19 protein-coding genes are annotated in these 23,402 nt (G+C 47.7%); 9 read left to right on the forward strand and 10 right to left on the reverse strand.

Annotation, left to right across the window (positions count from 1 at the left end):
• The first annotated feature begins 5 nt into the window (after positions 1-5).
• Positions 6-2,948, forward strand: coding sequence for a bifunctional diguanylate cyclase/phosphodiesterase (locus ACZ5EJ_RS06660; protein ID WP_242500152.1), 2,943 nt, complete (start codon positions 6-8; stop codon positions 2,946-2,948).
• 70 nt (positions 2,949-3,018) lie between these two features.
• On the opposite strand, the gene ACZ5EJ_RS06665 is transcribed toward ACZ5EJ_RS06660, so the two are convergent.
• The 5 genes from ACZ5EJ_RS06665 to leuS all read right to left on the reverse strand — a co-directional run bounded on the left by ACZ5EJ_RS06665 (position 3,019) and on the right by leuS (position 8,052).
• Positions 3,019-3,189 carry a hypothetical protein gene (locus ACZ5EJ_RS06665; protein ID WP_160803492.1) on the reverse strand — a complete coding sequence of 57 codons (171 nt, stop codon included), beginning with the start codon at positions 3,187-3,189 and terminating at the stop codon, positions 3,019-3,021.
• Between the two features lie 237 nt (positions 3,190-3,426).
• Complete coding sequence (locus ACZ5EJ_RS06670; protein WP_011634478.1) at positions 3,427-3,843, reverse strand: OsmC family protein; 417 nt, start codon at positions 3,841-3,843, stop codon at positions 3,427-3,429.
• Positions 3,844-4,917, reverse strand: a complete 1,074-nt coding sequence (holA, locus tag ACZ5EJ_RS06675) for a DNA polymerase III subunit delta (RefSeq protein ID WP_011634479.1) — start codon at positions 4,915-4,917, stop codon at positions 3,844-3,846.
• A 14-nt stretch (positions 4,918-4,931) separates the two neighbouring features.
• Entirely contained in the window at positions 4,932-5,426 is a 495-nt protein-coding gene (locus tag ACZ5EJ_RS06680) for an LPS-assembly lipoprotein LptE (protein WP_011634480.1), read from the reverse strand.
• 19 nt (positions 5,427-5,445) lie between these two features.
• Entirely contained in the window at positions 5,446-8,052 is a 2,607-nt protein-coding gene (leuS, locus tag ACZ5EJ_RS06685; RefSeq protein WP_011634481.1) for a leucine--tRNA ligase, read from the reverse strand.
• Positions 8,053-8,206: 154 nt separating this feature from the next.
• Between leuS and queA the strand changes: the two genes are divergently transcribed.
• The 7 genes from queA to ubiE all read left to right on the forward strand — a co-directional run bounded on the left by queA (position 8,207) and on the right by ubiE (position 14,950).
• Positions 8,207-9,247 carry a tRNA preQ1(34) S-adenosylmethionine ribosyltransferase-isomerase QueA gene (queA, locus tag ACZ5EJ_RS06690; protein ID WP_011634482.1) on the forward strand — a complete coding sequence of 347 codons (1,041 nt, stop codon included), beginning with the start codon at positions 8,207-8,209 and terminating at the stop codon, positions 9,245-9,247.
• Positions 9,244-10,329 carry a tRNA guanosine(34) transglycosylase Tgt gene (gene tgt, locus ACZ5EJ_RS06695; protein ID WP_011634483.1) on the forward strand — a complete coding sequence of 362 codons (1,086 nt, stop codon included), beginning with the start codon at positions 9,244-9,246 and terminating at the stop codon, positions 10,327-10,329. The genes queA and tgt overlap by 4 nt, the downstream gene beginning before the upstream one ends.
• Positions 10,330-10,393: 64 nt before the next feature.
• Positions 10,394-10,858, forward strand: coding sequence for a preprotein translocase subunit YajC (gene yajC, locus ACZ5EJ_RS06700; RefSeq protein ID WP_011634484.1), 465 nt, complete (start codon positions 10,394-10,396; stop codon positions 10,856-10,858).
• 86 nt (positions 10,859-10,944) lie between these two features.
• Positions 10,945-12,792, forward strand: coding sequence for a protein translocase subunit SecD (secD, locus tag ACZ5EJ_RS06705; protein WP_011634485.1), 1,848 nt, complete (start codon positions 10,945-10,947; stop codon positions 12,790-12,792).
• A gap of 24 nt (positions 12,793-12,816) precedes the next feature.
• Positions 12,817-13,749: a protein translocase subunit SecF gene (gene secF, locus ACZ5EJ_RS06710; RefSeq protein WP_074455326.1), complete on the forward strand. Its 933-nt coding sequence runs from the start codon at positions 12,817-12,819 to the stop codon at positions 13,747-13,749.
• Between the two features lie 39 nt (positions 13,750-13,788).
• Entirely contained in the window at positions 13,789-14,166 is a 378-nt protein-coding gene (locus tag ACZ5EJ_RS06715) for a gamma-butyrobetaine hydroxylase family protein (RefSeq protein WP_074455325.1), read from the forward strand.
• 49 nt (positions 14,167-14,215) lie between these two features.
• Positions 14,216-14,950: a bifunctional demethylmenaquinone methyltransferase/2-methoxy-6-polyprenyl-1,4-benzoquinol methylase UbiE gene (gene ubiE, locus ACZ5EJ_RS06720; RefSeq protein WP_107818318.1), complete on the forward strand. Its 735-nt coding sequence runs from the start codon at positions 14,216-14,218 to the stop codon at positions 14,948-14,950.
• A 52-nt stretch (positions 14,951-15,002) separates the two neighbouring features.
• Here the strand turns inward: ubiE and speB are convergent, their stop codons facing one another.
• The 5 genes from speB to ACZ5EJ_RS06745 form a co-directional block, all read right to left on the reverse strand.
• On the reverse strand, positions 15,003-15,812 hold the full coding sequence (gene speB, locus ACZ5EJ_RS06725) for an agmatinase (protein ID WP_218117858.1): 810 nt from the start codon (positions 15,810-15,812) through the stop codon (positions 15,003-15,005).
• A gap of 324 nt (positions 15,813-16,136) precedes the next feature.
• On the reverse strand, positions 16,137-16,619 hold the full coding sequence (gene lspA, locus ACZ5EJ_RS06730; RefSeq protein WP_074455323.1) for a signal peptidase II: 483 nt from the start codon (positions 16,617-16,619) through the stop codon (positions 16,137-16,139).
• 41 nt (positions 16,620-16,660) lie between these two features.
• Complete coding sequence (gene ileS / locus ACZ5EJ_RS06735; RefSeq protein ID WP_074455351.1) at positions 16,661-19,468, reverse strand: isoleucine--tRNA ligase; 2,808 nt, start codon at positions 19,466-19,468, stop codon at positions 16,661-16,663.
• 1 nt (position 19,469) lies between these two features.
• Positions 19,470-20,447 carry a bifunctional riboflavin kinase/FAD synthetase gene (locus ACZ5EJ_RS06740; protein ID WP_011634492.1) on the reverse strand — a complete coding sequence of 326 codons (978 nt, stop codon included), beginning with the start codon at positions 20,445-20,447 and terminating at the stop codon, positions 19,470-19,472.
• A gap of 111 nt (positions 20,448-20,558) precedes the next feature.
• Positions 20,559-20,990, reverse strand: a complete 432-nt coding sequence (locus ACZ5EJ_RS06745) for a group III truncated hemoglobin (RefSeq protein WP_011634493.1) — start codon at positions 20,988-20,990, stop codon at positions 20,559-20,561.
• Positions 20,991-21,256: 266 nt separating this feature from the next.
• Between ACZ5EJ_RS06745 and ACZ5EJ_RS06750 the strand changes: the two genes are divergently transcribed.
• Positions 21,257-23,401 (forward strand): ABC transporter substrate-binding protein, encoded by a 2,145-nt coding sequence (locus ACZ5EJ_RS06750; RefSeq protein WP_011634494.1) that lies wholly within the window; start codon positions 21,257-21,259, stop codon positions 23,399-23,401.
• The last annotated feature ends 1 nt before the right edge of the window (position 23,402 follow it).

Genomic DNA, 23,402 nt, shown 5'->3' on the forward strand with positions numbered 1-23,402 from the left:
ATCAAGTGAAACCTGCCATCTCCGAGAGGCCAGTTGATTTAAAAAATACTGGCCATAAATTTTTTCGGATATTTATCGGGCTAAGCTGGAAAATTTCCCTGCTGAGTAGCCTGATTTTACTGCTTGTGGTAACCACGTTCAGCATGATCAACTACAACAGCCTGATCGATAGCATTGATCAACAAAGAGAAACACAATACCAGCGTTACGCTAGAGAAATAGAAAGCCTAATCGGGCGCAATTCTGAAAGTTTACACGGACTCGTCAGAGTTATTCCCTACTTAAAAGGGATGAAGGCCAGCCTGCAAGCAGCTAACTCACAGAAAATACTCACAACCTTTGAACGGTACTGGACATTGTTCCAGATTCAGAGCGATATCGAAGATATTCGTTTCTACAGTTCTTCCGGATCATTGCTTGCACGGTGGGGCAACTTTGATGCCAATGCATACCGGGACAACCTTATTCTTGAGCATGTTCGTGAAGTCAATACGCGTGAACATCCTGCTACGTTGATGATCTGTGTTGAAAGCTGTACTCAATATATCATTGAGCCATTGCTGATTGATGGGGTACGAACGGGTGCCATTGTTATTGGCTCTTCTCTGGTTGATGTTTTTTTGAATTTCAAACGTGCTTCCGATTCTGATATTGGCCTGTTTGTCGGACGTACTGTGAATAACACACACAACAACATACTGTCAGATAACAATGCTTTCATGGGGATACCTGAATGGAATGTCTCCATTACGGCTCTGACAAACAGCGGTAAAAATCTCACCATCCTGAGCAAAGTAGCCAAAAGTCACCCAAATCTTGCAGAAATTGAACAAGGTATCCAACATGAATGGAATAACAGACATTATCAGATCAAGCTGCTCCCGCTGCATGGTATCCGTATACCTGACCAAGGGCAGCTGGTTATCATTACCGAAGTAACTGATACCGTCCAGGCAATCCAGAATTCCATTTGGCGTATTGTCGTCATCGGGCTGATCGGGATGATATTTTCAGAGATCATCTTGTTCAGCATGATTTCAAGACCGCTATCCCGCCTCAAATATATCGTATCGCTCCTGCCATTACTGGCCGGGAGAGGATTCGGCAGTTTCCGCAGCGCTCTTTCCTCGCACTGGCGAAGGCGTCGGTTGAATGATGAAATTGATCTTCTGCACGATGCATCACTCACGCTTTCACATAAGCTTGAAAAATTGGAGGAAAAAGTTGCCTACCGCACCCGCATGCTGGTTCAACAACGTGACGAACTCAGCAAGGAGAAAGATTTTATTGAGAATCTGCTGGATACGGCACAAGTCGTCGTCCTGACACAGGATGCCAGCGGAAAAATAATCATGACTAATACATACGGTGAAATACTGACCCGGTACAGCGAAGAGGAGCTGCAGGGCAAGCACTTTATGGAGCTGTTGGCGCCGGATGGTGAGCAATATAATCTGGATGTATATTTACTGGAAATCCGTAAGGGAAATCGTGATCAGTTACGGCATGAAGCAATCGTACTATGTAAAGATGATTCAAAACGGAATGTTGCCTGGCTCCATTCTCGCCTGACGTGGCAATCCAAGGATGATCCTTCCGTGATTCTTTCCGTTGGACTCGACATTACCGAGTACAAGCGGGTGGAGGGTCATCTGGCGTGGCTTGCTGATCATGATCCACTGACAAATCTGTACAACCGCCGCCGTTTCAGTGAAGAACTGGAACAGATTCTCAGTTGGGCGGAAAGATATCAGCATCCCGGGGCATTGCTGTTTTTCGACCTTGATCGATTCAAGTTTGTAAATGATACCAGTGGTCACCAAGCGGGTGACGCGATGTTGAAAATGGTCGCTGACATGTTATCCCGTACCGTTCGTACGGCTGATATTGCTGCCCGGTTGGGTGGGGATGAATTCGCTGTTATCCTGCCTGAAATCATGCCCGGAGCTGCCATTGAAGTTGCCAAAAAAATTCTGGCCCGGCTGGGTGAAACACAACTTTCACTTAATGGCAGAACACACAATATTTCAGCCAGTATCGGCATTGCGATCTTTCCCGAACATGGAAATAATGTTCACGACTTGCTGGCCGCTGCTGATCTTGCAATGTATCAGGCCAAGGAAACGGGGCGTGGAACCTGGCATCTGTTTTCCAGCGATGATCAATCACGTGAACGCGTGCGTACACTGGTTTACTGGAAAGAAAAAATTGAATACGCCAATGCGCATGATCGTTATCTGCTCTATCTGCAGCCCATTCAAACCTTGCGCGACGGAATGACCCATCATTACGAAGTCTTGCTGCGTATGCAGGATGAAGACGGAACCATTCATCCTCCTGGAGCATTCATCCGTGCAGCAGAACATACCGGCCTTATCCACAAAATCGATCATCTGGTGCTGCACAAGGCAATTGCATTGGCCGCAAGAATCAATCGAGCAGAAAATAGGCGCATTGGCTTCTCCATTAACCTGTCAGCACACGCCTTTAACGATCCGGAACTATTACCGACCATCAGCCAGGCGCTTTCAGTTAACCAGATTGATCCTGGCCTGTTAATGTTTGAAATAACAGAAACAGCTGCCTTGGATAATTTACCCGGGACACGTGGCCTTTTGTATGATCTCAAGCAACTCGGCTGTGGTTTTGTATTGGATGATTTTGGGGTGGGGTTCTCTTCTTTCTATTATCTTCGTGAATTGCCGGTTGATGCGGTCAAGATCGATGGCTCGTTTATCCGTAACCTGGCGAGCAATCCCGATGATCAGATACTTGTCAGTGCACTGTGCAGCGTAGCAAAGGGATTTGGTAAAAAAATCACTGCAGAATTTGTTGAAAACAAGGAAATACTGAGCATCCTTGACAAACTGGAGGTCGATTTTGCACAGGGCTATTACATCGGCATGCCAACCTTGGCAGAAAAACTCTTCCCTGATACTAACGGCTAATGATTAAAGAATTATGCGGATAAAAAAACCGCCCCGAGGGGCGGTTAGAAAATTTGAACCATATCTCTTCTCAATTTTTGTTTTGTTCTGTCTTAGGTTCAGACTTATCTACATTGTCAGGCATGGAATCACGTTCCATTGACATGCTGGGTGGATAGTTGGCGGGTTTATCCGTATCAAGACATCCAGTCAAAGTAACAGCTGTAATCATTGCGGCAATCAGTATATGTAAGAGTTTCATTTTCCCTATCTCCCTATAGCTATTTAAAAATAATATAGTGTCTTTCTCTACACTTTTTCTGCCTGGCCTTCGTTCCCGAAAAACCAGCGCTCGCTATTATTATCAGAATAAAAATTTATTGTCCAGAAATTTATAAGCGGCGTGTAGACTGACTTTGAGATCGTTTTGGAACTCATTGAAAGTTTGGAAAAATCAATATCCCCATCCTGTTTTAATCTGTATTTTTAAAGTGCCTATTTAACCAGCAATAACTTCATAATCGTGCGTGATGTTAACTGTCGCCTTCAGCATCATGGAAGCAGAGCAGTATTTTTCGGCAGATAAACTGATTGACCGTTCCACTTGCCGCAAATCCAGGTTCCTCCCGGCAATGATGAAATGCAAATGAATATGGGTGAACACTTTCGGATCTTCAGTTGCACGTTGCGCATCCACTTCAACCTGGCATCCGGTAATTTCCTGACGACCTTTACGCAAAATATGTACGACATCAAAGGAGGTACACCCTCCCAGGCCAAGCAATATCATTTCCATTGGACGTGGGCCTTGATTTTTCCCGCCTGCTTCCGGTGCGCCATCCATGAGTACAGAATGCCCGCTCCCAACCTGTCCGAGAAAACTGACTCCTTCCTGCCATGCAATTTTTACTTTCATTTATTTTAGAGATAAGTTGATCGTAAATAGAAAACTATTCCTTTCGATTGCCTTACAACGATTGTCATCAACAGCAAAATACATCCCGAGCTTTAAAAGCGCTTCCCAGATATCTCCTTTCGTGACTCCCTTGATCATTCGATCAATGGCAGCCGCCTGCAGCAAAGCCCGCACCAGCAATTGATAGTGAGTACGGTGAAAGATACCTGCAATCAGTTTTTGCCTTGAAGGCCACACGCGCAATGCTGCCATGGCTTGTTCCAGCGTCATACCCCGACTGGAGTTCTTGGTCAGGTGGATTTTTATCAGCAAACGAATCTGCTCTGACAAAATAGCCAGTATCAGTGGCGGAGCTACCCCCTCCCCCTGCAACCCCTCCAGAATACGGTTATAACGTACCATATCGGCTGTCAGCATAGCTTCCGGCAGCTGCAGCACATCAAAGCGTGTAACATCCAGAATGGCATTCCTGATCTGCTCAAAAGTTAATTTACCGACAGGATAGAGTAATCCCAGCTTTTTTATTTCCTGATGAGCTGCCAGCAGATTACCTTCAACCTTATCCGCAAAGAATTGCAATGTATCCCGATCCGTTGTTTGCTTCTGCTGCCCAAGACGCTGTTTGATCCAGTGGGGCAACTGATCACGCCTGACCGGTTTTATTTCGGTGATCCGGCCGGTACGTTCGAATGCCTTGAACCACTTGCTGGCACGTCCCTGTTTATCAATTTCCGGTAACGTCACAATGGTCACGGTATCGCGCGGCAGATGCTGACAAAATTTTTCGATAATCATACTGCCTTCCCTGCCCGGTTTACCGGATGGAATACGTAAATCAAGTATGCGACGTTCGCTGAACAGGGAGGATTGACGTCCCCAATGAAACAGGTTTATCCATTCAAATCGCTGATCAATCGTAAAGATTTCACGCGCAATGTAACCCTGATCTTTGGCATGGGCACGAATCCGGTCGGTTGCTTCCGTGACCAACAGTAACTCATCCCCCAGCACAACATACAGAGAGGCAACACCTTCACCAGGTTGACTGGTCACAGGCTTCGGATCTAGTCGCATGCGTTATACACATCTCACCCGAGGGTAACAGCCGTAATCTGGCGAAGAATCTGTTGTACGGCATCTTTCTGCATATCCTTGTACAGCATTTCTTCCTCTGCTGCCTTGGCCAGCTCCTGTGCATCCAGGTACGGAAGAATGCGTGTCAACCTGATTTCCTGCAAGGGTGCCAGCTCGGTATTATGTGAATCCAGCAGCCGAGCAGCTACCCGGTAAATTAGCTCAAACTCACGTACCCTTCCTCCCTCCGAGAGAGAAAGAATTCTTTTTTCCCGGATCGCATGCACAATCTGAACAACTGCGTCGGATTTTTCGATCTTCTTTACTACTCGTGCTTGCGTATGGGTAGTAATTACTCGCTCAAGATCAGAGCCAATAGTCATCCCTGCAGGCGCTCTAATATAGATCCGCTCAAAAGGAAGTTCGGAAACCTGCCCGCGCAACTTGAAGCCACAGGCAGCCAGATTCAATACCAGCAAGATGGACAGTAAAGCTCGCAACGTTATCATCCGCAAAATACCTGTTTTGTTAAACAACAATATTGACCAGTCTTCCCGGCACGATAACTACCTTCCTGATTGGCTGCCCGGCAATATTCCTCTGAACATGCTCATGCTCCAGAGCTATCCGCTCAATAGTGGCCTGATCTGCTTCCCTGGCAATACGTATTTGCCCGCGCAACTTGCCATTGATTTGAACCACGATTTCGATTTCATCCTGGATCAGCGCCTGCTCATCTGCCTGTGGCCAAGGCTGATCAAGCAGCTCAGTACCAGGCCTGAGTTCACGCCACAAGATATGACAGATATGCGGAACAATGGGTGAAAGCAGCAGTACGCTGTTTTCCAGCGCTTCCTGCATGAGCTGGCGTGCAGCTGGGCTGATATCTTGTACGCCGGCCAGCTTGTTCATCAGCTCCATCACCGCAGCAATTGCGGTATTAAACGTGTGGCGCCGTTCAAGATCATCAGTTACCTTGACTATCGTCTGATGCAATTGACAACGTAAATCCCGCAGATCGGCTGGATATTCCAAATGCGGTATTGCGTCAGTTGCAGACATGTCACTTCCCTGCTGCCTGTGCAGATAAACCTGTCGCCATAGCCGTTTGAGAAAACGGAAAGCACCTTCGACACCGGCATCTGACCATTCCAGTGTCTGCGTGGGCGGGCTGGCAAACATCATAAACAAACGGGCAGTATCGGCACCATATTGTTCGATAATTTCCTGCGGGTCGATGCCATTATTTTTTGATTTCGACATGGTGCCAATACCACCGGATTCAACCGGCTGACCATCTGCCTGCAGCACGGCACCGATTTTTTTCCCTTCTGCATCATACTGCACATCGACTTCTACCGGATTGAAGTACTGAATCCGGCCGTTGCCGGTTTTACGGAAAAATATTTCATTCAGCACCATACCTTGCGTCAGCAGATTGGCAAAAGGCTCATCGAATGACACCAGCCCGAGATCACGCATGACTTTACTCCAGAAACGTGAATACAGCAGATGCAGGATGGCGTGCTCAATGCCACCGATATATTGATCAACCGGCAACCAGTAATTGGCTCGCTGATCAGTCATAGCAGCCTGCTGATCCTGACAAGCGTAACGGATGAAATACCAGGAAGAATCAACAAATGTATCCATGGTGTCGGTTTCACGATGCGCCTGCTGCCCGCAGCGCGGGCAGGTACACTCATAGAACGACGGTGTTTTTGTCAGTGGATTACCGGAGCCATCCGGCACCAGGTCTTCCGGCAAAGTAACGGGTAGCTGATCATCCGGTACCGGTACCACACCACATTGATCACAATGAACCAGCGGAATCGGGCAACCCCAGTAACGCTGCCGTGAAATGCCCCAGTCACGCAGACGATACCGTACACGCTTCTCCCCCTGTTCCTCCAGTTTCAGCTTCGTAGCGATAGCATCAACCGCATCCATTGATTTCAGACTGGAAAATTCGCCGGAATCAAATGTCACACCATAACCAGTAAAAGCCTGCGCAAGTGGTGCAGGTAATTCACCATCTTCCGGCTTGATAACAGGTCTGATTGGCAAAGCATACTGGCGGGCAAAATCAAAATCGCGTTCATCATGCGCCGGCACTGCCATAACAGCCCCTTCGCCATAGCTCATCAGCACATAGTTGGCGACCCACACCGGCAAGCGTTCGCCCGTCAATGGATGCAGGACATACAGCCCGGTAGCCATGCCTTTTTTTTCCTGGAGCGCCAGCTCGGCTTCCATAGTTGCGCCTTGCCGGCAGGATTCAATAAAAGCGGCCAGCTTGGGCTGATTTTGTGCTGCGTATAAAGCAACCGGATGTTCTGCAGCCACTGCCACATAAGTCGCTCCCATCAGCGTATCCGCCCGGGTGGTAAAGACTTTCAGCGCTTGCGGCATTCCGGATGCAATATCTGGTGAAAAAATAATATCCACGCCGTAGCTTTTACCAATCCAGTTAGCCTGCATAGCTTTTACACGCTCCGGCCAACCAGGCAAATTCTCCAGACCAGCCAGTAGTTCATCCGCATAACGGGTAATAGCCAAGTAATAACCGGGGATTTCCCGTTTCTCGACCACCGCTCCGGTACGCCAACCACACCCATCAATGACCTGCTCATTGGCCAGTACGGTCTGGTCAACCGGATCCCAGTTGACTACCTGTGTTTTCTGATACGCAATACCCTTTTCCAGCATGCGCAAAAACAACCATTGATTCCAGCGATAATATTCTGGATCACACGTGGCCAGCTCCCGCTTCCAATCGATAGCCAACCCCAGACTCTGCAACTGGCTACGCATGTAGGCGATATTGTCATACGTCCATTTTGCAGGCGGCACACCCTTCTGGATGGCAGCATTTTCAGCCGGTAATCCAAATGCATCCCAGCCCATCGGCTGCATGACGTTATACCCCTGCATACGACGATAACGCGACAATACATCCCCGATCGTATAGTTGCGCACATGCCCCATATGCAACTTGCCAGAAGGATAAGGAAACATGGACAGGCAATAATATTTCGGCTTATCAGGTATTTCGGTTGTATTGAAAATGCCCGTTTCCTGCCAGCTTTGCCGGGCCTGTTGTTCTATTTCCTGTGGATGATATTTTTCTTGCATGGATAGATGGAGTTTTCTGACGGATGAAAATTAAAAAATTAATTATACAGTCAACCATTCTGACTGGCAGAAAGCTCCTTGCAAAAACCTCTCATTGCGACACTCTTTCCTAAAAAATACAGGCCCTTTACTGGTCACCGGTATAATCCGCAGCATGAAAACTGATGATTTTGATTTTTCCCTTCCTAATGAGCTAATTGCACAGCTTCCACTCGCAAACCGGGCAGATAGCCGAATGCTGTATATAAACAGCCGTCAATCTGATTTACGTGATGCGGCTTTCAAGGATCTGCCTGCTTACCTTAAACAAGGTGATGTGATCGTGTTCAACAATACTCGTGTTGTCAAAGCCCGGTTGGCAGGCTTCAAATCCACCGGCGGCAAGGTCGAAGTCATGATTGAGCGTATTCTGGGCACACATCAGGCACGAGCATTGATCCGCGCCAGTCATGCGCCGGCGATTGGTTCCACGTTATTGCTGGAAAATGCGATTACCGTGCAGGTAGAAGCACGTGAACAGGATATTTACACACTGCGCTTCATACACTCACAGCCACTCATCGAATTGCTTGATCAATATGGACACACTCCGCTACCTCCCTATATTGGACGCATAGCCACAGCTTCTGATGAAAGTCGTTATCAGACTGTTTTCGCCCAAGAAACTGGAGCGGTTGCAGCCCCCACTGCAGGCTTGCATTTTGATGAAACCATGCTGACAACATTACAGACTCTGGGGATAAAAATTGCTTGGGTCACCTTGCACGTCGGCGCTGGAACTTTCCAGCCAGTGCGCGTGGAAAATATCAATCAGCACATTATGCATACCGAGCAATACCATATCCCGACAGAAACGATAGAAATTATACGGAGATGCAAGGCCGGTGGTGGAAGTGTGCTCGCAGTTGGCACCACCAGCTTGCGTGCACTGGAAGCCAGCGCGTTGATTGGCGATGGCGAGCTGGTTGCTGGATCGAACGAAACCAATCTGTTTATTACTCCCGGATTTCAGTTCCGCGTTGTAGACCGACTGCTGACCAATTTTCATCTGCCTCGCTCCACCTTATTGATGCTGGTATCCGCTTTTGCTGGCATAGAGACTATTCGTCATGCCTATCAGCACGCCGTTAATAATCATTATCGTTTTTTCAGTTACGGGGATGCCATGCTGATTGAGGGCGATAGCCGATCATGAAATTTCAGCTGCATTGCCACGACCATCACGCCAGACGAGGAACGTTGACGCTTGCCCATGGCATGATAGAAACACCGGCCTTCATGCCGGTTGGCACTTATGGTGCAGTCAAAGGATTATCTCCAGACGAGCTACAAACCCTGGGGGCCGAAATCATTCTGGGCAATACTTTTCATTTATGGTTGCGCCCCGGGCTAGAAGTGATTGAAGCGCATGGCGGATTGCACCGGTTTATGCACTGGGACGGGCCTATCTTGACCGATTCAGGCGGATTCCAGGTATTCAGCCTGGGCGCGTTACGCAAAATCAGCGAAGAAGGGGTACGTTTCCGCTCGCCAGTCAATGGCGATACCTGCTTTCTGACACCGGAGGAGTCCATGCGCATCCAGCGTGTGCTGAATTCGGATATTGTCATGATTTTCGATGAATGCACCCCCTATCCGGTCGATATGCAAATTGCCGAAGATTCCATGCAATTGAGTCTGCGCTGGGCTGAGCGCTCGAAAGCAGCGCATGCCGGTAATCCAAACGCACTGTTCGGTATCGTGCAAGGTGGCATGTACGAATCGCTGCGCGATCGCTCAATAGCCGGTTTGTATAATATTGGTTTTGATGGATACGCTATTGGCGGATTATCCGTAGGCGAACCCAAGCTGGAAATGCAGCGGATCCTCAGCCATACCGCGCCACAGCTGCCGGTAGACAAGCCACGTTATCTGATGGGGGTAGGCACGCCTGAGGATATTGTTCGTGCTGTTGAACAGGGTATTGATATGTTCGATTGCGTGCTGCCTACCCGCAATGCACGCAATGGCTGGCTCTATACCAGCCAAGGTGTTCTCAAGCTGCGCAACAGCCGTTACCGGCTGGATACCTCCCCGCCGGATGAAAATTGCGATTGCTATACCTGTCGCCATTTTACCCGTGCCTATCTGCATCATCTGCAGCGCACCGGAGAAATGCTCGGCGCCCGGCTCAACTCGCTGCATAACTTACACTACTACCAACGGCTCATGTCTGATATCCGTAAGGCGATTGAAGCTGGTCAGTTTGAACAGTTTGCATGCAGATTTTCCGGCTAGAACTTCATGCTAAAATACATAACGATTCAGTTTCCATTCATACCCAATTGAAGGAGAAGACCTTATGCTCATAAAAGAAGCTTTCGCCCAGGCCGCCAATAGTACGGCTCAGACTTCCGACCCCACTCTGATGAGCTTTCTACCCATGATTGGTATCGTGGTCATTTTTTATTTTTTGCTGATCCGTCCGCAAACCAAGCGGGCCAAAGAGCAAAAACAAATGCAGAACGAATTACAGAAAGGTGACGAGATTATCATCAGTGGAGGAGAACTGGGCCGAGTTGTGAGCACCGGAGACAGCTACCTCACCATGGAAATTGCAGTAGGCGTTGAAATTACCGTACTCAAATCTTCCGTTCAAACATTATTGCCCAAGGGAACGCTCAGAAGCATAGAAACCGGCAAAAGCAGCCGGGCACTCAAAAGCGGCAAGCAGAAATCTAATGAACCCCGCCAGGCCGAACCGGAAAATAAAGAAACTGAAATCAGTGAAGCTGATTCAACAAAACAGGATAACGAAAAGAATTAATTTACCGGTATGCTCCGCTCTTTTTCGATTATCTGAAATTGTGGCGTAACTTCCGGCACCCCCTTTCTTCTGAAATACTGGCCATTATGAACCGCTACCCCCTCTGGAAATATATCGTCATCGCTGTTTCAATCCTGCTTGGACTGCTGTACACCCTGCCTAATTTTTTTGGTGAATCCCCCGCTGTTCAGATTTCACCACTACGAGCTGACGTACGGACCGATACAGCACTTTTGCAACGTTTGGAACAAGTCCTTAACCAGCAAAATCTTCCGTATAACGGAACAATACTGGAAGCAACCGGGATCAAAATCCGGTTTGCCGATACAGATACTCAGATCAAGGCGAAAGATATTCTAAGTTCCGAAGTTGGTAGCGATTATGTTGTTGCACTAAACCTGCTGCCCAACTCCCCGCAATGGATGCGTCACATTGGTGCTTTGCCCATGTATCTGGGTCTGGATCTACGCGGCGGAGTTCATTTTATGTTGCAGGTGGATATGGCAGGTGCGCTCACAAAATCCCTCGATCGTTTCAGCGCTGATCTGCGCAGTACATTGCGTGAGCAAAGGATCCCTTCTGCCGGTATTGAGCGGGATCGGTCAAAAATTATAATCAGATTCCGCGATGAGCAAGCACGGGAAAAAGCAATTACGGAACTTGGAAAAGCATTTGAAGATCTCGCTTTTCAATCAGAAGAAGTTGGCGGAGAAGCACGTCTGACAATCTCCATCAAGCCGGAAGCACTAGTGCGTATGCAAAATACTGCCGTCCAGCGCAATATCACCACGCTGCGCAACCGAGTCAACGAGCTGGGTGTGGCAGAACCGATTATTCAGCAGGCAGGGGCCGATCGGGTAATCGTGCAGTTACCGGGTGTACAGGATACTGCCAAGGCGAAGGATATTCTGGGCAGAACCGCCACGCTGGAAGTACGCATGGTCGATGAAGAGGGTGATATTGATGCCGCCTTGCGCGGATCAGTTCCTCCTGGCACCGAATTGTTCACCGAGCGCGGGGGTGGCCCACTCTTGGTCAAAAAACAGATCCTGCTTACCGGTGACCGTATCACGGACGCCCAACCCGGATTTGATCAGGATCACCAACCTGCTGTCCATTTGACACTAGACAACAATGGTTCACGAATTTTCAAGCAGCTAACACGTAATAACGTAGGTAAGCGCATGGCCATTCTGCTGGTGGAAAAAAATCTGACCGAGGTGGTTACTGCGCCGGTTATTCGCGAAGAAATCGGTGGCGGGCGCGTACAGATCAGCGGAAAAATGAGCAGTATTGAAGCACGTGATGTTGCTCTGCTGTTGCGTGCGGGTGCGCTGGCTGCCCCCATGGAAATCGTCGAGGAGCGTACGATAGGACCAAGCCTGGGAGCTGAAAATATCTCCAAAGGCTTCAATTCGACTCTGTTTGGTTTCCTGGCGGTAGCCACATTCATCATGGCTTATTACTCGGCCATTGGTGTCATCTCTGTTGTGGCACTCGCCATCAACCTGCTGTTTCTCATTGGATTGCTCTCAATCTTGCAAGCGACATTAACACTCCCCGGAATGGCCGGAATGGCGCTGACTGTCGGGATGGCAATTGACGCAAACGTACTGATCAATGAACGTATCCGCGATGAAATCCGCCATGGTGCTTCACCACAGGCAGCCATCCATGCCGGGTATGAGCGTGCATGGGATGCGATTATCGATACCAACCTAACCACGTTACTGGCCGGCCTTGGCTTGATGATATTCGGTAGCGGGCCGATAAAAGGTTTCGCTGTCGTACTATGTCTGGGAATTCTGACCACACTCTTCAGTGCAGTCACCGTTTCGCGCGCAATGGTTAATCTATTGTACGGAAACCGCAAACTTGCGCGTGTCCCGATCGGAACCATCAAAATATCGAAGAAAAGTAGCAACAAACATTAAAATACTCACTGAAACTGGATAACCATGGATTTTTTCAGATTCGAACGCGATATTCCTTTTACTCGCTGGGGAAAATTATCAATGACTTTTTCCCTGATCATCTCCATCCTGGCGATTTATTCTCTCGTCACAAAGGGATTGAATCTTGCAGTAGATTTTACTGGCGGCACCGTGATGGAAATCAGCTACCAACAGCCTGCTGATCTCGATAAAACCCGCAAAGTCCTTGCCAGCATCGGAATGCCTGATGCAATTGTGCAGAATTTCGGGACATCCCGGGATGTCATCATCAGACTTCCTGTCAAGGCAGAACACACCGGGGGCAATTTGTCCGAGACTGTTATGACAGCGCTCAAAAAGGATGATCCCGCAGTTGAAATGAGGCGAGTGGAATTCGTAGGTCCGCAGGTTGGAGATGAGTTATTGGAAAATGGCTTGCTGGCAATGCTGTTTGTTTCCATGGGCATAGTTGCCTATCTGGCTTTCCGATTTGAATGGAAATTTGGTGTTTCTTGTATTATTGCCAACCTGCATGACGTATTAATTATTCTGGGTTGTTTCTCCTTTTTTCAGTGGGAATTCGACCTGACTGTTCTGGCTGCTGTACTGGCTATCCTGGGCTATTCGGTAAATGAGTCTGTAGTCATCTCTGATCGGATTCGAGAAAATTTCCGCAAATTACGTAAAGCAGATGTAACGAGAGTAATTAATAACGCTATTACCGAAACTATGTCGCGTACCGTAATTACTCACGGAAGCACACAACTGGTTGTGATCTCTATGCTTTTATTTGGTGGAGAGGCATTACATAATTTTGCGTTAGCACTCACAATTGGCATTTTGTTCGGTATTTATTCCTCCATCATGATTGCCAGCCCGATACTTCTATTACTGGGAGCCAAGCGAGAAGATCTGGTCAAAATTGAACGTAAACCTCAGGAAGAAGCTGTGCCATGATGTTGTTTTTGGTATCTTGAATAAAAAATTTTTGATTTTATGGCTGGACTCAATCCACAAACACCCATTCCTACAGAGTTAAAGTTGTATCGTAAATCAGGAGTGTTAAGTGTAACCTTCAACGATGGGAAATCCTTCAGATTTCCCTGTGAATTCCTGCGAGTTTATTCACCTTCTGCTGAGGTACGTGGCCACGAGCCCGGCCAGGAAGTTTTACAAACCGGTAAAAAGGATGTAACTATCACGCATATTGAACCAGTTGGCCGGTATGCTGTGAGGCTGGATTTTTCTGATGGCCACAATACTGGATTGTATTCATGGGACTTACTTTATGATTATGGCTTGAACCAAGAAATCATGTGGCAAAATTACCTGCAACGACTGGGAGCTTCCGGCAGTAGCCGCGAAGTAAAATAGCAATACTTTCCGCTAAACATTAATTACTCATTCGGAATATATCCTCAGAATAATGAATGCCACACACTTTGGTTTTACAACTGTTTCAGAAACAGAAAAAGCTCGTAAGGTTGCAGAAGTCTTCCATTCGGTAGCAGCACGTTATAACCTGATGAATGACCTGATGTCCATGGGATTGCATCGTCTGTGGAAAAAATTTGCAATCGATGTCAGCGGTGCGAAAAGAGGCGACAAGGTATTGGATATTGCCGGTGGAACCGCTGATTTAACTGCTTTATTCCGGGAGAAAGTAGGTGACACAGGGGAAGTCTGGCTGACCGACATCAACAATTCCATGCTGTCAATTGGTCGTGATCGTATGCTGAATGATGGTAAAAGCGTACCGGTTGCTCAATGTGATGCTGAAAAACTACCCTTCCCGGATAATTATTTTGATCGGGTTTGTGTCGCTTTTGGTTTGAGGAACATGACACATAAAGATATTGCTCTCCGGGAAATGTGGCGTGTGTTATCCCCGGGTGGTTCGCTCATCGTGCTGGAATTTTCCAAGGTGTGGAAACCACTGCAGCCTTTGTATGACACTTACTCATTTAAGGCTCTCCCGTTTATGGGGAAAATTGTTACCCGTGACGATGCCAGTTACCGCTATCTCGCAGAATCTATTCGGATGCATCCCTCCCAGGAAGATCTGAAACAACTCATGCAGCAGGTTGGATTTGAACGGGTTGAATATTTCAATCTGACAGCGGGCGTTGTAGCACTGCATCGCGGATATAAATTCTGATCTTGCTGTTTGGTACGGAACACATGAATCTGTCCACATGTTCAAACAGGATTTACAACAGCCCGTCAGCTTTGCGTTTTGCCAGCAGACAAATCAGGTCGCAAGCAATATGTGCTGCAGCCAGTGCGGTTATCTGACTGTGATCATAGGGCGGAGATACTCCTACGATATCCATTCCAATCAGGTTGATTGCAGTAAGCCTGCGAATGATTGATAATGCCTGTGCAGTTGATAGCCCCACACAAACCGGCGTGCCTGTACCCGGTGCATAAGCTGGATCAAGGCAATCGATATCAAACGTAAAATAGGCTGGCTGATTACCGACGATACGTTCAATTTCTGCAACCACTGCATCTGTCCCCTCCCGATGTACTCGATCAGCATCCAGAATATTAATCCCCATGAAATCATCATCCCAGGTACGAATACCAATCTGTACCGAATGCTCGATATCAATCAAACCATCCTGCACTGCTTTGTAAAACATGGAACCATGATTCAGTGAAGCTGGAGAATTATCTGGCCAGGTATCACAATGCGCATCAAAATGGATTAAAGACAGTGTGGGGTGCCAGTTTTCTCTACATGTGCTTTCAACAACGGAAAGAAAAATAGAGTGATCACCACCGAACGTCAACATGCGCGCACCAGATGCCAGAATATGTCGGGCATGATCGATAATCGCCTCATGAATCGACATTGGATTATGTACATCAAAAAAGCAGTCTCCAAAATCGATCGCAGCAAGATTTTCGAATGGATCAAATCCCCATGGATAAGGTTTGAGCGAAGCCACTTCAGCGGAAGCCTGGCGAATTCCCGGTGGCCCGAACCGGGCGCCAGAACGGTAAGATACCGCCAAATACAGTGGATACCGCTGATCACCAGCTCGGCACCTGTCAAGTCTTTCCGGAAACTGCAACGCATAAAAGAAAGTATGCCCGAGAAGGTCGGTTCACGCAGCATGCCATAAGGTGTTTTGCGTACTATTGCTCCATCAATTTTGACAGAGTCGTTCGACATGATCCGGTTTTGTTTCCTTTATCGTTGAATATACTTGTATGACGTGGTTAGAATCTTGCTGCCATGATGGTATCCTGGTAGTAGGCAGGATAGACCATTGATCCTAATACGGTAAGGTAAATCAGTTCGCACTGATCACAGACAAATCCCCGAAGATTCTGTCTCACCCTTCCTGAATAGAATCGTTCTGTCTATTCAGAATCCCGTCCAGAATCAACAAGCACGCTCCGCAGACTATGGCTGAATCAGCAAGATTAAATGCTGGCCAATGATAACCACTCACGTGAAAATCCAGAAAATCGACAACATACCCCAGCATAATCCGATCCCAGAGATTGCCCAATGCCCCCCCTAGAATAAAGCTCAACGCAATACAAAACAGCCGGTTTGTTGTGTTCTTGTACAACAGATAAATAATCAGAGCTGATACAAGAAGAGCAATTGCGCTCAAAAACCAGCGCTGCCAGCCAGAAGCATTACTCAAAAAACTGAAGGCTGCTCCTGCATTGTAGGCAAGTACAAGATTGAAGAATTCAGTGATGACAATCTGCTGACCATACGATAAATTAAGCTCAACCCAGCGTTTGCTGAGTAAATCCAGCATCAGGATGATTGTGGCCAAACTCAGACTGAAATACAGTTTCATCACGCACCCCTATATATTTTCCCAGTGATTCTTCACAGGAATCAGGCATAGCGCCGGTGTTCACCAGGCCTCGAAAGATTGCTCACACAACGACTACACAGTGATGGATGTTCAGCAATCGACCCCACATCCTGCCGATAATGCCAGCAACGCTCACATTTCTGATGAGGGCTGGCAGTTACAATAATTGTTTCTTTAGTAGCCTTATCTACATGCTGCAAATGGACTTCAGACGTGATCAGTACGAATCTGAGATCGTCTTCCAGCGAATCGAGCAATATATAGTTTTCCCCGATTGTGCGAATTTCTACTGTAGCAGCAAGTGATGAACCAATTTTTCCCTGAATACGCGCATCTTCCAGTTGTTTCAACACCCGAGCGCGCAACTCACGCAACTGCTGCCAGCGCTGGATCAGAATTTGCGCATCTCCCGGCTGCTCCGGGAAGCGATGCCAGGTATGCAAAAAAATACTGTCATCCGTCGATCCACTCAGTTGCTGCCAGACTTCTTCTGCAGTAAAGCTCAGCGCTGGTGCAAGCAGACGTGCGAGACTGTGCACTATGTGATAGAGCGCACTCTGGGCAGAGCGTCGTGGAATCCCATCCATCATCGTGGTATAGAGACGATCTTTGAGGATATCCAGATAGAACCCTCCCAGATCTTCGGAGCAAAAATGATGTAACCGGGCAACCACCTGATGGAATTCATAACGTTCATAAAGCCGGATAAGCTCATTCTGCAATGCTTCAGTATAGACGAGCATGTAACGGTCAATTTCTATCCATTCCTGCGGTGGCAATGCATCTGTAACCGGGTCGAAATCAGCCAGATTGGCCAGTAGAAAACGCAGGGTATTGCGGATGCGTCGATAGGTTTCAACCGTGCGCTTAAGGATTTCATCGGAGATGGACAATTCTCCGGAGTAATCGGTAGAAGCTACCCACAGCCGCAAAATATCAGCACCGAGCGTATCAGCAATTTTTTGCGGGGCAATGACGTTACCTTTCGATTTACTCATTTTGTAACCTTGCCCATCCACTACAAAACCATGCGTAAGCAGGGCAGAGTAGGGCGCATAGCCGTCAATCGCACACCCTGTCAGCAGCGACGACTGAAACCAGCCACGATGCTGATCAGAGCCCTCCAGGTAAAGATCAGCCGGGTGCTTTAACTGTGGATTCGTTTTTAGTACAGTTTCATGCGTGGTGCCAGAATCAAACCAGACATCCAGTGTGTCTGTCAGCTTTTGGTAATGTTGTGCTTCTTCTCCCAGCAACTCAGCCGCATCAAGGCTAAACCATGCTTCAATCCCCTGTTGCTCAACCAGATCGGCCACTTTCTCCAGCAACTCCTGCGTCTGGGGATGCAATGCATGCGTTTCCTTGTGGATAAAAAAGGTCATCGGCACTCCCCAGTTGCGCTGGCGAGAAATACACCAGTCAGGGCGGTTCCCAATCATTGCTTCCAACCGCGCCCTGCCCCATGCTGGATAGAAACGGGTGAGTTCCACTGAATGAATAGCAAGGTCACGTAATAATTTTTCGGGAGAGTGCGAATCAGCGGATTGCTGCATACCAATAAACCACTGCGGTGTCGCACGGAAAATAATTGGTGTTTTATGGCGCCAGCAGTGTGGGTAACTGTGCTCAATTTCTTCCACATGCAACAGATGGTCATCCGCTTGCAGTGCATCAATTACAACAGCATTGGCTTTCCAGACAAACAACCCGCCAACCAGTGGAATTTCCTCCCGGAATTTACCGTCCCCCTTGACCGGGCTATCACTGGGCAACCCATACTGCTGGCCAACAAAATAGTCGTCCAGGCCGTGCGCAGGTGCGGTATGAACAAGACCTGTACCGGCTTCCAGCGTTACATGTTGTCCGCAGATTATTTTAACGGTGCGATCTGCAAAAGGATGGTGTAAGGGCAACCCCTCCAGTGCCTGCCCCTTGCAAGTTGCCATTACCTGCCCTTCAAGCTGGTAACGGGCAAGACAAGTATCTACCAACTCGGAAGCCAGCAACAGCCACCCCTGGGCGGTACTGATCAGACTGTACTCGAACTCGGGATGTATACATACCGCCTGATTAGCAGGAAGCGTCCACGGCGTCGTCGTCCAGATCACGGCAAGAATACGGGTACCATCTGGAATCTGTATATGCATTGCCGCGGCAAGCTGGTGATAAGCATCCTGCTCGTTTGCCACTTCAAAGCCAACATCAATCGCTGGCGAACGCTTGTTTTCATACTCCACCTCAGCTTCTGCCAAGGCTGAGCCACAGTCGATACACCAGTTGACCGGTTTTTGCCCCTGATAAAGATGACCATTGCGATAAATTTTCCCAAGCGCACGGATAATGCCAGCCTCAGTTGCATAATTCATCGTAAGGTAAGGATACTCCCAGTCACCCAGTACCCCTAGTCGCATGAAATCAGCTTTTTGTCGATCTACCTGTTGCTGCGCGAAAGCTCGGCACAGCTTGCGCACCTGATCCGCCGGCAAATGTTTGCCATGCTTCTTCTCAATCTGGTGTTCGATGGGCAGACCATGACAATCCCATCCTGGAATATAAGGTGCATCAAAGCCAGACAAGGTTTTACTCTTGACAACGATGTCCTTGAGGATTTTATTGACAGCGTGGCCGATATGAATATCACCATTTGCATAGGGTGGACCATCATGCAGAATAAATTTCGGCCGTCCCTGACTGGCAGCCCTGATTTTCTGGTAAAGATTTTTTTCCTGCCAGGCCTTGAGCATGACGGGTTCACGCCGAGCCAGATCTCCACGCATAGGAAAAGGCGTATCAGGCAGGTTTAGTGTTTTTTTATAATCGTTCGTCATATCAGCAATCCAGGCAAGCTGTTGCATGCATGGAAGAATCCATTTGGGAAAAATAGGCTTTGGCGTGGACAACGTCCTGTTCCATTTGTTTCACAAGCGTTTCCATATCAGGGAATTTTTCCTCATCTCTGAGTTTTTGCAAAAACTCGATTCGCAACCGTTGCCCATAAATATCTTCATCAAAATCAAACAGATGTACTTCAAGTACGGGCTGGGCATATTCGAGAACAGTTGGCCGAACTCCCAGACTGGCCACTCCCCTCACCCGTTGTGTAAAACCGGAGCCATTACGCCAACTTGCTTCCACCACAAAAATACCATTTAACAACGGATGATGATCTTTTAGTTGAATATTAGCGGTTGGAAATCCCAGTTTCTTCCCCAGCTTCAAACCATCCACAACTCGTCCGCCCATGGTGAAAGGACGCCCAAGGAGTTCTGCTGCCAAATCAAGATCATCAGACGCTAACGCATGACGAACTGCCGTACTTGAAACTCTCAATTCATCCAATACAACCGGGGACATTACCTCTAGCTCCCTCCCGCCTGATTCCGAAAATAATTTCTGCAACAAGGCAACATCTCCCGATCGCCGGGCACCAAAGCAAAAATCCTCTCCTACCAGCAACCAGCAAACGTTCATTTCCTGCAACAAAATGCGTGTAACAAACAATTCTGCGCTGATTTTCGCAAATGCATGATTGAAACGATAAATCTGAACTCGATCCACACCCAGACTCGCCAGCAGCTCGAGCTTTTCACGCAGATTTGTCAATCGAGCAGGGGCACGATCAGGCATAAGAAGCTCCCTAGGATGCGGCTCAAATGTCATAACGCAGGATGCAGCCCCCAAACGACGCGCTGCTCGCTTCAATCGCGCAATCATCGCCTGGTGGCCAAGATGAACACCATCGAAATTCCCTATAGTCAGCGCAACTGGCTCCTCCTTGCTGGCTGCAGCCCGCCTGGTTATACGCATGCCAATAATTCGATGACTGATCGACCGGAAATATACTCTGGTTGGATAGCTACCTCGTGACAGCCTGATGACTGTTCCATGACGATCTCAGTAGCGTAGATTTATTATTTTTCATACTTCTACAGCATCAAGACCAACCGGCTCACGATGCGGGAAATGACTCATCTGATAGCCCATCCAGAGGCGTCCGGCGATAAATTCAGCGACGGTATCTGCGTGCTGTTTCAGATCCGGATTCCCCAGTTCATGGGTCGTTTCCCGGAAAAGCTGCAGCCAGCGTCTAAATAATGCTGCGCTGAGCTCAGGTAAAGCAACATGCTTGGGCATGGGCGCACCACGAAAACGGCTGGTGCCACGTAACTGTGCTGACCAGAAATTGATCATCTGCACAAAATGTGCATCCCAATCAATCACATGCTCCTCAAAGATGGGGCCCAATGCAGCATCTTTTCTCGCCTTGGCATAAAATTCGTGCACCAGTTTTGAAACTTCTTCTTCGGTATACAGATCGGGACTAGGTTCCGGGATAGGACGAGGTATCATGACGTTGTGTTTAATATATTTGTTGGATTAAAGTTCGCGCATATCAGATAGTTTGAATAATGATCCGACAGCCTGAAACGACCATTTTCTCATATTTGCAATATAGCTTCGAGTCTTTGTATATAGCCCCGATGTTATTTAACCTCTCTCAATTGTTCATGAAAAGAAACTGGATACGGGTAATTGACGCGAATTACCTTTCTGTACTGGCCGGCTTCTACCTGAAAATGAAACTTAATAAAATAATATGCCAGATCAGCTTGTTAATGCCGTGCCTGATACTATCCGGTTGTTCAGATGTCTGGAACAATCCATACCCGGATTCGGACTCTGGTAAAAACATTCTTTACAATGCTTTTGCTGAGCGTCCCAAACACCTGGATCCCGTACAGTCGTACAGTTCGAATGAAATCCTGTTTACCGCCCAGATTTATCAACCCCCCTTGCAATACCATTTCTTGAAACGACCGCTGACTCTGATTCCTCAAACAGCCAGCAAAATGCCCGTTGTAAGCTATCAGGACGACAATGGCGTGCAACTGCCTCCCAATTCGGCTGGTGCTCATGTCGCCTACTCTGTTTATGAAATCACCATCAGATCCGGTATTTTTTATCAACCTCACCCGGCATTCGCGCAGGATAAGCATCAACACCTGCTTTATCATGCATTGACTCGGCAGGATATACAGACAGTCCAAAAAATCAGTGATTTTGAGCATACAGGAACACGAGAACTGATTGCCGATGACTTTATCTACCAGATCAAGCGACTGGCCCATCCTCGACTGCACTCCCCTATCTTTGGCTTGATGGCAGATTACATCATAGGGCTGCGCGAATATGCTGAAACTTTAAGAGATCAAGATAAAACCCAACCCCAAAACAGCTTCCTGGATTTACGCAAATTTCCTTTGGCCGGAGTCGAGCGGATAGATGATTACACTTACCGTATTCGTATCAAGGGTAAATATCCGCAATTTATCTACTGGCTAACCATGGCATTTTTTGCACCAGTTCCATGGGAAGCCGATCACTTCTTCTCACAACCGGGTATGGCCGAGAAGAATTTTACACTCGACTGGTACCCGGTTGGAACCGGTCCGTACATGCTAACTGAAAACAACCCGAACCAGATTATGGTGCTGGAGCGCAACCCGAACTTCAAGGGCGAGTACTATCCGGATGAGGGTATGCCGGAAGATATGGAAAATGGCTTGCTGCGTGATGCCGGCAAAGCATTGCCATTCATAGATAAAATCATATTCAGCCGTGAAAAGGAAAGTATTCCCTACTGGAATAAATTTTTACAGGGATATTACGATGCCTCCAGTATTGGCTCGGACAGCTTTGATCAAGCGGTACAGATAACCGGACAAGGTGAAGCGGCCATCACTGAAGAAATGGAGGCGCAAGGTATTCGTCTTGGAACAGAAGTAGCCCCATCCACCTATTACATGGGATTTAATATGCTTGATCCGGTGGTAGGTGGCCGTACTCCTGAGGAAAAAGCGGCAGCGCGCAAACTGCGTCAGGCCATTTCTATAGCCGTCAATTATGAAGAATTTTTGACCATCTTTGCCAATGGCCGTGGTATTGCTGCGCAAGGTCCCATTCCACCGGGCATTGAAGGCTATCATGAAGGTGAAGCAGGCATAAATCCGATTTCCTATGAATGGCATAACGGGGAAGTTCGGCGCAAATCAATCAAACAAGCACAAGCATTGCTTGCAGAAGCCGGTTATCCCGGGGGGATCAGTCGTAGAACCGGTAAACCGCTTGTACTGTATTATGACGTCACAGCACGTAGCGCAGATGACAGATCAATCATGGACTGGATGCGAATGCAGTTTCAGAAACTCAATATCCAGCTGGTAGTACGCAGCACCGATTACAATCGTTTCCAAGACAAGATTCGCAAGGGGAACGCACAGATTTTTGAATGGGGCTGGAATGCAGATTATCCGGATCCGGAAAACTTTCTGTTTTTATTGTACGGGCCGCAGCGCAAAGTGGATAACAGTGGTGAAAATGCGGCCAATTACGATAATGCTGAATACAATCGGCTGTTCGAGCAGATGAAAAATATGGAACATGGCCCAGAGCGTATACAGATTATTGATCGGATGGTTGCTATTTTACGAGAAGACGCTCCCTGGCTATGGGGTTATCATCCAAAAATCTTCGCTTTGTACCATGCCTGGTATCAGAATGTGAAACCTAACAGAATGGCGTACAACACAATCAAATATTACCGGATCAACCCTGAATTACGTGATCAGAAGCGCCATGAATGGAATACGCCGGTAGTATGGCCAATTGGCATAGGAATAGTATTATTGATAATTATTCTATTCCCGGCGCGAGCAGCTTATCGCCGTAAAGAACAGCACAGAATATTGAAAAACAGATAGC

It is taken from the genome of Nitrosomonas sp. TNE100, assembly GCF_055387135.1.